This is a genomic window from Bacteroidota bacterium (genome assembly GCA_034723125.1).
Classification (GTDB): domain Bacteria; phylum Bacteroidota; class Bacteroidia; order CAILMK01; family JAAYUY01; genus JAYEOP01.
Genome location: JAYEOP010000285.1, coordinates 1 through 12,181, shown reverse-complemented (window position 1 = coordinate 12,181; position 12,181 = coordinate 1). Strand labels below are relative to the sequence as shown.

At 31.6% G+C, this 12,181-nt stretch carries 9 protein-coding genes; 3 read left to right on the top strand and 6 right to left on the bottom strand.

Features of this window, described 5'->3' with window-relative positions; translation table 11 throughout:
* Positions 1-449: 449 nt before the first annotated feature.
* The 5 genes from U9R42_07840 to U9R42_07820 form a co-directional block, all read right to left on the bottom strand.
* On the bottom strand, positions 450-2,615 hold the full coding sequence (locus U9R42_07840; protein MEA3495930.1) for a two-component regulator propeller domain-containing protein: 2,166 nt from the start codon (positions 2,613-2,615) through the stop codon (positions 450-452).
* Between the two features lie 39 nt (positions 2,616-2,654).
* Complete coding sequence (gene buk / locus U9R42_07835; GenBank protein ID MEA3495929.1) at positions 2,655-3,722, bottom strand: butyrate kinase; 1,068 nt, start codon at positions 3,720-3,722, stop codon at positions 2,655-2,657.
* 290 nt (positions 3,723-4,012) lie between these two features.
* On the bottom strand, positions 4,013-4,102 hold the full coding sequence (locus U9R42_07830) for a phosphotransferase (protein MEA3495928.1): 90 nt from the start codon (positions 4,100-4,102) through the stop codon (positions 4,013-4,015).
* Positions 4,103-4,116: 14 nt separating this feature from the next.
* The gene (locus U9R42_07825; protein MEA3495927.1) at positions 4,117-5,019 is read right to left on the bottom strand and encodes a bifunctional enoyl-CoA hydratase/phosphate acetyltransferase; all 903 of its coding nucleotides are present in this window, start codon (positions 5,017-5,019) and stop codon (positions 4,117-4,119) included.
* A gap of 21 nt (positions 5,020-5,040) precedes the next feature.
* Positions 5,041-6,933 (bottom strand): amidophosphoribosyltransferase, encoded by a 1,893-nt coding sequence (locus U9R42_07820; protein MEA3495926.1) that lies wholly within the window; start codon positions 6,931-6,933, stop codon positions 5,041-5,043.
* A gap of 294 nt (positions 6,934-7,227) precedes the next feature.
* Here U9R42_07820 and U9R42_07815 point away from each other — a divergent pair, with 294 nt between their 5' ends.
* The 3 genes from U9R42_07815 to U9R42_07805 are packed head-to-tail and all read left to right on the top strand — an operon-like array spanning position 7,228 to position 10,957.
* Entirely contained in the window at positions 7,228-7,428 is a 201-nt protein-coding gene (locus tag U9R42_07815; protein MEA3495925.1) for a hypothetical protein, read from the top strand.
* A gap of 41 nt (positions 7,429-7,469) precedes the next feature.
* Positions 7,470-9,260, top strand: a complete 1,791-nt coding sequence (gene lepA / locus U9R42_07810; protein MEA3495924.1) for a translation elongation factor 4 — start codon at positions 7,470-7,472, stop codon at positions 9,258-9,260.
* Positions 9,261-9,292: 32 nt separating this feature from the next.
* Positions 9,293-10,957: a glycosyltransferase family 39 protein gene (locus tag U9R42_07805; protein MEA3495923.1), complete on the top strand. Its 1,665-nt coding sequence runs from the start codon at positions 9,293-9,295 to the stop codon at positions 10,955-10,957.
* Positions 10,958-11,149: 192 nt separating this feature from the next.
* On the opposite strand, the gene U9R42_07800 is transcribed toward U9R42_07805, so the two are convergent.
* On the bottom strand, positions 11,150-12,181 hold a 1,032-nt coding region (locus tag U9R42_07800), incomplete at its 5' end, for an NAD-dependent epimerase/dehydratase family protein (protein MEA3495922.1).

Below are 12,181 nucleotides of genomic sequence, written 5' to 3'. Positions count from 1 at the left end.
TCATCAGATTGCCACAGTCGTTCCTCCTTCGCAATGACGGTATGGTGTAGTTTTTTTATAAAGGAGTCAACAGTATCTTGCATCCTCAAACAAATAAACAACTTAATGACAATTAAATGACAGCGAAGCAAATGACCACTAAATGACTATTGAAACAAATAAACAAATCACCAAATAAACAAATAAACAATTCTTCTTAGCGTTCTTTGCTTGCCCCATAAGGAAGAATGACTGTATCGGGGTGTCTTTGCGTGAATAGGGTTGATTTTTTTTGTTAATTTTCCTCTGCGTTTCTGCGACTCTGCGTTTAAACAAATAAACAAATCACCAAATAAACAAATCAGTCGGCAATCAAATTCTAAAAACCCAGCAAATAGTTTTGATACCCGTCCCAAAAATCTATTTTTTTTCTACACAAACGATACTTCCTACGATGCTGGCAAACAATCTTATTCAACTAATAATTTTCGCACTTGGTAAGTACTATTTGTTTTCATCTTAACAAAATACAAGCCTCTTGACAAATTATTAATGGAAATCTGATTTTGAAAACCTTTCTTTTCGTACAAAATTTTTCCTTGAATATCCAAAATTTCTACACTTGCACTTTTATTTTCACCCCATAGTTGAATTGTAATATTTCCATTTGAAGGATTAGGGAATACTTTACAAATATCATTTTTATCCAAATCAGTTTCTATTGAATTTTCTTTATCCCATTTAGAAATACCATTTGCAGTTGCAAACCACATAATTCCTTTATTATCTTGTGTAATTGAATAAACAGCATTGTCAACCAATCCTGTATTATTTTTAGTATATTTTTTCCATGTAGCTCCATCGAATTTATAAAAACCACCACCACTGGGATAATAATCTTCAGCGGTTCCAAACCACATATTACCTTCACTATCTTTAATAATATCCTGCACATTATTAAATGGAATAGCATGATTTGTAGTATCATAAGTTGTCCAGCTTGTACCATTAAATTTACTTATTCCTCCCCATGTGGCAAACCACATATTTCCATCATCATCCTGATTTATGCTATTTACATGTTTCGCAGCCAAACCGTCAGTTTCACTGTATGATGTCATAGAAAAGCCATCAAATCTTGTAACTCCCCCATTTGATAATTCATCTGTTCCTATCCAAATAGCACCATCTTCATCTTCAAATAAAGAAAGAATAATATCACATAACAATCCATCAACAGCAGTGAAGGTACTCCAATTAGTTCCATCAAATTTGCTAAGTCCTTCTTGAGTTGCAATCCAAACATTGTTTGAAGCATCAACAATAATATCATTTGTTTCATCACACACAAGTCCGCTGTTTTCTTTGTTATAAATTTGCCAGTTAGAACCATCATAAACACATATTCCTCTATAGGTTGCAACCCAAATATTACCATTTTTCGCTTCAAAAATATTGTGTATTTTGTTACCGGCAAGTCCATCATCTCTCGTTACCGGTGTCCAGCTATTTCTATCGTATTTACTAATTCCTGATTCTGCTGTTCCAAACCAAACAACGCCATTTTTATCTGTTATTGAAGCTTTTATATCATTGGAAGTAAGCCCTGTCATGTACTTAAAATTCTTCCAATTATTTCCATCAAGGCGGCTAACGCCCTCCCATGTTGCAAACCACAAATATCCATGAGTATCTTCAATAATTGACCTTACTTTATTTCCTGCCAACAGACTGTTGTCAACATCATAAGTTGTCCAATTTGTTCCATCGAATTTACTAACTCCATAAGGCACGGAACCAAAAAAATCTTCTCCTGTACCAAACCATAAATTTCCATCTGAATCTTCAAAAATTGAACAAACTGAATTACTTGCAATATTGCTATTTATTGTGTTATAAGTTGTCCAATTAGTTCCATCAAATTTAGACACACCACCAAGACCTGTTGCAAACCACATATTTTTATCTGAATCTTCATAAATATCAATCACAAGGTCATCAGCAAGTCCATCGGTTTTATTATAAATTGTCCATGTTGAACCATCAAAAACACTTAATCCTGCCCAGCCTGAACCAAACCACATATCCCCATCACTATCCTGATAGATAGTTTGAACATCATCCCAAGACATTCCACTTGCTTGATTATAAGTTGTCCAATTAGTTCCATCAAATTTTGAGACTCCACCATATTCAGTTCCTATCCAAATATTTTTATCCTTATCTTCATAAATCTCAAAAATATTATTTCGTTCTAAGCCTGAATTCGCAGCATTATAGGTTATCCATGAGCTACCGTCAAATTTACTAACTCCATGTCCCCATGTACCAAACCACAAATTTCCGTCTGAATCTTGAATTATTGTTCTTACATCATTTCCTACAAGTCCATCATCTGTTGTAATTAAAGTCCAACTATTCCCATCATATTTTGCCACGCCTACACTTGTACCAAACCAAAAATTCCCATTTTTATCCTGAATTACTTCGTAAATATCATTCGTATGAATGCTATTGTTAGTACCAGTATTTGAAGTATTAAATGTAACCCATCCAATTTGTGAAAAACTATTAAAAAATAAAATAATTGAAAACAAAATTGTTAAAGTAATAGATTTAATGTACAGATTTTTCATAATTAATTATATTAAATAATACTCTTCTTACAAACAAACTTATGTATATTTTTTAACTTTCAGTTCACCATTAATTGCCATTATTGCATTTTGAGCCAATGCTTTCATTTCATCCTCTCCCGGATAAATAGAAACAGGTGCTATGTATGCAATACGGTCAATAATTTGTTCAACAAACCATTTGTTATTTGCAATTCCACCTGTTAATAAAATTCCATCAACTTTACCAAGTAAAACAGCACTCATAGCCCCAATTTCTTTTGCCACCTGATATGCCATAGCCTCAAAAACAAGTAATGCTTTAGAATTTCCATTATTAACCATTTCTTCAACCTCAATAGCATCATTTGTTCCGAAATATGCAGCAAAACCACCTTCACCTTTTATCATTAATTTTACCTGTTCCAAAGTGTATTTACCACTAAAGCAAAGCTTAGCAAAATCTCCCATTGGTAAAGTCCCTGATCTTTCTGGTGAAAAAGGACCATCTCCATCAAGTCCTTGATTTACATCTACCACCTTTCCTTTTAAATGAGCACCTACAGATATTCCACCACCAAGATGGACAATTATTAGATTTAAATCTTCATATTTTCGTGAAATACATTTTGAATGGAATCTTGCAATTGCCTTGTGATTTAAGGCATGAAAAATTGATCGTTTTTTAATCAATGGATGTCCGGTAATTCTTGCAATATCAACAAGTTCATCAACTACAACAGGATCTGCAATAAAGGCTTTAACTCCCGAAAGTTCTGAAGCAATACTTTGAGCTATCAACCCACCGAGGTTACTGGCATGCTCTCCAATAGGACTGCTTTTTAAATCCTTTATCATTTCATCATTCACTTCATAAACTCCTGAAGGTATCGGCTTTAACAACCCTCCCCTTCCAACAATAGCTTCAAACTGATTCATTTTATAATCAACTTTTTTAAGCTCATTCATTATTATATTTTTCCGAAATTCAAATTGATCTGTTATTTTTTTAAAACCTTTTAATTCATCAACTGAATGTTTTATGTTTTTAAAAAACATAATTTTTGAATTCGCAAATACAGCAATTTTTGTAGAAGTTGATCCCGGATTAATTGCTAATACACTCATTTTATATCTTAATTGTTTTTATACTGTATATTTAGAAACTGCAAATTACAGCTTTTATTAGAAAAAAACATACAAATCTCACAGTTTTTCAACCGAATAATATGTAAGCAAACTTATTCTACTTCCTGCGACACGAAATTAGCCCGCATGGGCTATACAGACAATTCATGAATTGTCTCTATATGGTTTCATTATGCACCTATTTGCTGGTTTTAGACAATTCATGAATTGTCTCTACATTCTTACATTATGCACCTGCATCCTACATCTTGCATCCTACATCTTGCATCCTACATCTTGCATCCTACATCTTGCATCCTACATCTTGCATCCTGCATCCTGCATCTTGCATCCTGCATCTTGCATCCTACATCTTGCATCCTGCATCTTGCTCCTAAGCCAACAACGCTCCCAATGCAATGGAATATAATTTTGTCTTCACATTATCACCTCTTGAAGAAAGAATTGCAGGAGCTTTAGCACCAAGTACAATTGCTGCTAATTCTGCATTTGCAAGTTTGGTATTTGTTTTATAAAAAACATTTCCTGATTCAATATTTGGAAACAAAATACAATCAGCATTACCTGCAACTTCACTTTTAATATTTTTTATATCAGCAGATTCTTTATCAATAGCAACATCAAAACCTATAGGACCTTCCACAACAGCATTTTTTATTTGCCCACGTTCTGCCATTTTTGAAAGAAGCGAAGCATCAACACTTGCCGGCATTTTGGGTGAAACTTTTTCGGAAGCTGCAATAGCTGCTACTTTTGGGTTCTTTATTCCTAAGGCTAAAGCAGTCTCTATAAGATAGTTTGTTATTGCTATTTTTTCTTTTAGTTCAGGCAAAGGAATTATTGCCACATCCCCTACAATCAATAGTTTGTGGTAATTAGGATTTTGCATAACAGTAATATGAGACAAAACTGAACCTTTTGGTAAGAAATTATATTCTTTCTTTAGAATAGAACGCATGTAAACATCTGTGCTTACAAGCCCTTTCATTAATAAATCAGCTTCTCCGTTTGCAATAATTTCCACTGCTTTATCAGATGCTTTTTGTTCATCAACTACATGAACAATTTTGAATTTTTTTATATCTATTTTTTCATTGTTACAAACTTTTGCTATTTCATTTTCATCTCCTACAAGTATCCCTTTTATCAAATCAAGTTCAACGGCTTTATTAACCGCTTCAATTGTATGTGAATCATTAGCATTAGCTACTACAAGTCTCTTACTTTCTCTACCTTTTAACTCGTCAAACATTTGCTCCAACTTAGATATCGCCATTTTTTTGCTTTTAATATTTTTTTAATATGCTCTTTCATCATTTCCTTCATAATAATTAATAAAGGACTGATTTACAACTCTCTTACCTCCATCTGTTGGAAAATTTCCTGTAAAATACCAATCACCTGTATGCTTTGGAATTGCAGAATGCAAATCCTCAATACTTTGATAAATAATTTTTAATTCCGCATTCATATTTTCAGGTCGTACTAATTCAGCAATTTTATTACTTATCTCTTCAACACTTGATTGTTTGTATATTTCTTTAACATAATTCTCAACATCTTCATCTTTTAATCCCACTTGAGCTTTACATTTGTGATAAACATTTTTAAGAATATAATCTTTTCCTTTTTCTTTTATCAATTCAATAGCTGCTCTAAAAGCAACAAAATCACGAAGTTTTGACATATCAATTCCGTAACAATCCGGATAGCGAATTTGTGGTGCTGATGAAACAACAACTATTTTTTTAGGACCTAACCTATCAAGTATTCTAATTATACTTTCTTTTAATGTTGTTCCTCTAACTATTGAATCATCAAGTATTACAAGATTATCTTCAAATTCGTTGATAACACCGTAAGTATTATCATAAACATGTGCTACAAGATCACTTCTTCCTTTATCTTCAGTTATAAATGTTCTTAATTTGGTGTCTTTTACAGAAATTTTTTCCACCCGAATATTAGTAGATAAAATCTTATCAAGTTCTTTTTCATTATATGCATTCTGATTTAAGATTTTTTCTATTTTAATTTTATTATTAAATTGCTCAACCCCAGTAATAAGTCCTAAAAAAGCAACTTCAGAAGTATTTGGTATGTATGAGAAAACAGTATTTTTAATATCATTATCAACTTCATCCAAAACCCTGCTAGCTAAATTTTTACCAAGTTGTTTTCTTTCTTTGTAAATTTCGTCATCAGTACCTCTTGAGAAATAAATTCTTTCAAAAGAACAAGCCTTTTTTTCTTTAGGTTCCAGAATCTTTTTTTCTTCAACAACCCCATTCTTTCTAATCAACAAAGCATGTCCCGGAGTAATTTCAGAAATCTCTTCAAAAGCTTTGTTAAAAGAAGTTCTGATAGCAGGTTTTTCGGATGCCACCACTACTACTTCATCATCTTTGTAATAATACACAGGACGAATTCCTGAAGGGTCGCGAAGTACAAATGCATCACCATGTCCTATAAGTCCGGCTATTACATAACCTCCATCAAAATCACGTGCTGATTTTTTTAAAATGTACTCAAGTGAAATATCATTAATTATTTGCTTTGTTATCTCCTTCTTTGAATAACCTTTATCCTTATATTTATGATAAATATACTCATTCTCACTGTCAAGAAAATGAGCTATTTTTTCAAGAACAATTATAGTATCTGTTTTATTAACAGGATATTGACCGAGTTCAACCAGTTTTTTAAATAAATCCTCATTATTAGTCATGTTAAAATTACCGGCAAGCATCAAATTTTTTGTCTTGTAATTGCTTTTTCTGTGAAAAGGATGACAATGACTAATATCATTTTCACCATGAGTACCATATCGTAAATGCCCAAGAAGTAATTCTCCCATAAATGGTAAATTATCTTTCATAACGGAATAATCGTTAAGAGGATATTTTTTTCCAAAATCAACAAAATCACTATTCAATTTCCTAAAAATATCAGCTATAGGATTCGTTTCAACAGAACGTTTTCTGTACATATATTTATTGCCTGCGGCAACATCAAAATTTACAATACCAATACCTGCACCATCTTGACCACGATTATGCTGCTTCTCCATCAAAATATACAATTTATCCAAAGCATACAAAGGGGTTTTATATTTCTCGGCATAATATGAAATGGGTTTCAAAAGACGAATCAGTGCAATTCCACATTCATGTTGTATATTATCACTCATATTTCATTTTATTGTGAATGCAAAGATAAGATTATATCAATTCTTAATCAAAATAAATTATTAAAGTTACAAGGATGTATTACGGATTATTTATTGACCATGCTTGAAAATTATCAGTGAAAAGTTAAGCATTGACTATACCTTAATAGGATTGTTTTTTAAAAATTCTTCATCCTATATTTTCATTTGGGAGGTTCTATAAATACATTCGCATTAAGATTTCCAGAGTTTTTTATAGACAATGAAAAAATTTGAAACACTATCGAGATAATGTGAAAAGTTTTGAAGAAGTATATGAAAAACTCTGAAAACCCTTTGGGAACAAAGATAATAAATAATCTGACTGCGTTAAAATTTTGCTCAATAGCTACGGTTATTCAGAAAAATTTGTGCCTTGCATCTTATTCATTATCTTTGTTTCTTAAAAGAAATGCATTTATAGAACCTCCCATTAGCGTATTCACGACAATAACAAATAAACAAATCGTCAATTAATAATTAGCATTAAATTATAATAGCTTAATTTTGCAGTCATTATGAAAAACATTAGAAACTTCAGCATAATAGCTCACATCGACCATGGCAAAAGTACTCTTGCAGATAGATTATTGCATATTACAAATACAATAACTGACAGAGAACTTAAGGAACAAATTCTTGATGATATGGACATTGAGCGTGAAAGGGGAATTACCATTAAATCTCATGCGATTCAAATGGAATACGAATATAAGGGCGAAAATTATATTTTAAACCTGATTGATACTCCCGGGCATGTGGACTTTTCTTATGAAGTATCACGTTCAATAAAATCATGCGAAGGTGCATTACTTGTCGTTGATGCTTCTCAAGGAATTGAAGCTCAAACAATTTCAAATCTTTTTCTTGCACTTGAACACGACCTTACAATTATTCCTGTTTTAAATAAAATTGACCTTCCCGGAGCTCAGATTGAAGAAGTTAAAGATCAAATAATTGACATTATCGGTTGTGATGAAGAAGATATTCTTTTGGCAAGTGCTAAAACAGGTGATGGTATTGAATATATTCTTGAACAAGTTGTTGAAAAAATCCCTTCTCCTTCAGGAAATAAAGAAGAACCTCTGCAAGCCTTAATATTTGATTCTGTTTACAACCCTTATCGCGGTGTAATAGTTTATTTTAGAATATTTAACGGGAAATTAAATACAAATGACCACGTAAAATTTGTTAATACAGCTAAAGAATATCAAGCTGAAGAAATAGGTATTTTAAAACTAAAACAAAGTCCACAAAATACAATTGAAGCAGGTAATGTTGGTTATCTGATTTCAGGAATTAAAACTGCCAATGAAATAAAAGTTGGTGACACAATAACTCATGTTGAAAATCCATGCGATTCTGCGGTTAAAGGTTTTGAAGATGTAAAGCCAATGGTTTTTGCAGGAATTTATCCAATCGTAAACGAGGAATTTGAGGAGCTTAGAGATTGCATGGAAAAGCTAAAACTTAATGATGCTTCACTTATTTATGAACCTGAAACTTCAGGAGCATTAGGTTATGGATTTAGATGTGGTTTTTTAGGAATGCTTCACATGGAAATTATTCAGGAAAGACTTGACAGGGAATTTGATATGAATGTTATCACAACCGTGCCTAACGTTTCCTACAAAGTAAATTTAACTACAAAAAAACAAATTAAAATTACAAATCCATCTGAACTCCCTGAGCTTTCGCACATTGAATCAATTGAAGAACCTTTTATAAAAGCCCAAATAATTTCTAAATCTGATTTTGTAGGTGCTATTATTAAGTTATGTTTAAAAAAACGCGGGATACTTGAAAATCAGGTTTACCTTACTCAATATCGTGTTGAACTTACTTTTTCAATGCCTTTATCTGAGATTATTTTTGACTTTTATGATAAATTAAAAACAATTTCCCGAGGCTATGCTTCTTTGGATTATTATCCAATTGGATCAAAAAAATCTGATCTTATCAAACTTGACATAATGCTAAATAAAGATGTTGTTGATGCTTTATCGTGCATAATTCACAGGGAAAAAGCTTATGAATATGGCAAAACAATCTGTCAAAAATTACGCAAACTCATTCCACGTCAGCAATACGAAATAGCAATACAAGCAGCAATAGGTTCAAAAGTTATTTCTCGTGAAACTATAAAAGCTGTAAGAAAAGATGTTACAGCAAAATGCTATGGCGGTGATATAACACGAAAAAGAAAGCTTTTAGAAAAGCAAAAGAAAGGTAAAAAAAGAATGAAGCAAGTAGGTAATGTTGAAGTTCCTCAATCAGCATTTATGGCAATACTAAGTGTTAATGATTAAACAATCACTGTTTTTTGATAAAAACTTGATTTATGAAATCTAATTCACTAAATATTTTTTTAATTGTAATTATTGGTGGATTACTTTTTATTCCATTTGCCGGAGCAGTTCATCTTTTTGACTGGGATGAAATAAATTTTGCAGAAGCTGCAAGAGAAATGATAATTACAGGGAATTACGAAAGCGTAACTATCAATTATCAAGTATTTACCGAAAAACCTCCTCTATTTTTTTGGGTACAAGTTTTATCAATGAAAATATTTGGAATAAACGAATTTGCTTCTCGTTTTCCGAATGCAGTAATAGGAATAATCTCATTATTATCTTTATATTTTATTGGCAAACAATTAAAAAACGAAAAGTTCGGATTGTTTTGGGTACTTGCATATTCCTGTTCATTTTTGCCTCATCTCTACTTCCGTTCAGGAATTATTGACCCTTTGTTTAATCTTTTTATGTTTCTTTCAGTATTTTTTGCTTTCAAATCATTGTTCAATTTATCACAAAATTCAGATAATAATTCAAGCATCAAAATCAACTTAGTTCTTTCAGGACTTTTTATTGGACTTGCAATTTTAACAAAAGGACCTGTAGGACTTCTACTTCCTAGTTTGAGTATCTTTATTTTTTGCTTAATCAATAATAATAAAGTTCCCTTAAAATTATGGATGATACTTTTGTTTGCCACATCAATTTTACTTATCCCAACAATTTGGTACGGAATAGAAACAATGAAAAATGGTAATGAATTTATTCGCGAGTTCATCATTCGCAATATTGAACTTTTCAAAAATCAAGATGCAGGACATGGAGGGCATTTCTACTATCATTGGTTAGTAGTTCTTTTTGGTGTTTTCCCTGCTTCAATATTTGCCATTGGAAGTTTTAAAAAATATTCTTCCGAAAACTCAGAAACAAAACTTTTTAAGCAATTAATGATTATTTTGCTTCTTGTTGTACTAATAATTTTCTCAATTGTTAATACAAAAATCATCCATTATTCGTCACTTTCATATTATCCATTAACATTTCTCGCTGCATTATTTATTTATAAGATTTCTCTAAAACAAAACACTAAAGCATCAATCTTACAAAAAACACTAATAATCACAATCACTTCATTTATAAGTATTTTACTTATCTCATTTCCCATAATTGCAAGAAATTCACAACTTATTTTCCCATATCTTGATGACCCTTTTATGAAAGAAGCATTAGATGCAAATGTAAATTGGAAATTCTCGACTTTTTTACCGGGAATAGTTTTTATACTTTTGGGAATAATCTCAATTATTTGGTTTTTAAAAGAAAAAACAAAGTTTAAATCAATAATGTTATTAATGGCAACAAGCTTAATAACGTTACAACTAAGCATTTACATCTTTGTTTCAAAAATTGAAAAACTCTCACAAAATGCAATGGTAGAATTTTGTCAAAGTATTCAGCAAAAAGATTGTTATGTAGAAACTTTAGGATTTAAAAGCTATGCTCACTATTTTTATTCAAATGTAAAACCACAAGAAAATCCTAATTATAACAATCTTGATTGGCTTTTAAATGGAGATATTGACAAAACTGCATTCTTTATTACCAAAATTCAAAAAGCCGAAGAATTCAAAAAAATAAAAGATATGAAAGAATTATACAGTAAAAATGGATTTGTATTTTTAAAAAGAGAAAAAACGAAAGAACGATGACGCAATGTTGCAAATTAAAGAAGAGTAAAATATCTGTTAATGCGTGAAAACTTTGAAGAATTTCACATTCAACACTTTAGCAAAAAAGCTCTTACGCTATCCTCTCATCTCTCACCTCTCACCTCTCACCTCTCACTTCTCACTTCTCACTTCTCCCTCACCCCTCACCTCTCACCTCTCACCTCTCACCTCTCACCTCCCCCCAGCAAGTTCTTCAGCGGTTTCTTCAAAACTAATTTTCGGTTCGTATCCAAAATCCTCTTTAGCATCATCAATTTTTCCTGCAATATCAAAATAAAATTTCCCTGCGGCATGAATTGTCGGATGTAGAATTCCAAATAATCCAAGAAAGCTATCTGCAAGTCCAAACATTTTACACATCCAAACGGGAATATGTAATGGTTTATATTCTTTGCCTAATTTATTCGCAATTGTACGATAAATATCATCAACAGTCATTTCAGATTCATTACCGCAAATCCAATAAGCCTTACCAAAAGTTTTTGCTTCTTTCTCAGTTTTAAAAAACGCCTGAATAGTATTGTCAACATGAGAAATTGATCTAAAATTTTTACCTGTTCCAAAAACCAATTGTCTTGGCCAACTAAACATATTCAAAAAATTAAGCTGACGCGGTGGAGCAAATGGTCCAAAAAACCAAAAACCTCTCAATGATGTTCCATCAATCAAACCTTCTTTTGTTTTATCAAGAATATATTTTTCTGCAAGATATTTACTTTCTCCATAATTTCTATAAGGAGTCGGTGGCGTATTTTTATCAAATATTCTTTTTTCTTTAGTACCCTTACCACCTACAGAATCAGTTGACATATAAATAATTCGCCTTATTCCTTTTTCTATGCAAACATCAACAAGATTTTTTGTTCCTTTAAAATTCACTTCATACAAAGTTTTTATTTTTGGAGGATAAATAGCTCCTGCAATATGAAATACGGTACTCACATTTTCGAGTACTTTCGCCAAAGAATTTTTATCAGTAATATCTCCATAAACAATTTCAAAATTCTCCGGTAGATTTAAAAAACCTTGATATTGAGGTTGAACAAGAAGCTTCACTTTCCTATTACTTTGGAATTCACCATCTTTATCGCCATTTATCAAAACATCTATCATTCTGTTACCAAGCCATCCGGGAGCTCCAGTAATTAATAATTTTCCCTTTTCAGAACTATTTTCTTTAAATGGATTCTTTTGTATTCCTAA

Bases quoted from the DNA above. Each gene is read 5' to 3' on its own strand.
- buk (MEA3495929.1), bottom strand. From the start codon at position 3,722: ATGAGTGTATTAGCAATTAATCCGGGATCAACTTCTACAAAAATTGCT.
- U9R42_07820 (MEA3495926.1), bottom strand. From the start codon at position 6,933: ATGAGTGATAATATACAACATGAATGTGGAATTGCACTGATTCGTCTT.
- U9R42_07830 (MEA3495928.1), bottom strand. From the start codon at position 4,102: ATGCAAGATGTAGGATGCAAGATGCAGGATGCAAGATGCAGGATGCAG.
- lepA (MEA3495924.1), top strand. From the start codon at position 7,470: ATGAAAAACATTAGAAACTTCAGCATAATAGCTCACATCGACCATGGC.
- U9R42_07825 (MEA3495927.1), bottom strand. From the start codon at position 5,019: ATGGCGATATCTAAGTTGGAGCAAATGTTTGACGAGTTAAAAGGTAGA.
- U9R42_07815 (MEA3495925.1), top strand. From the start codon at position 7,228: ATGAAAAACTCTGAAAACCCTTTGGGAACAAAGATAATAAATAATCTG.
- U9R42_07805 (MEA3495923.1), top strand. From the start codon at position 9,293: ATGAAATCTAATTCACTAAATATTTTTTTAATTGTAATTATTGGTGGA.
- U9R42_07840 (MEA3495930.1), bottom strand. From the start codon at position 2,615: ATGAAAAATCTGTACATTAAATCTATTACTTTAACAATTTTGTTTTCA.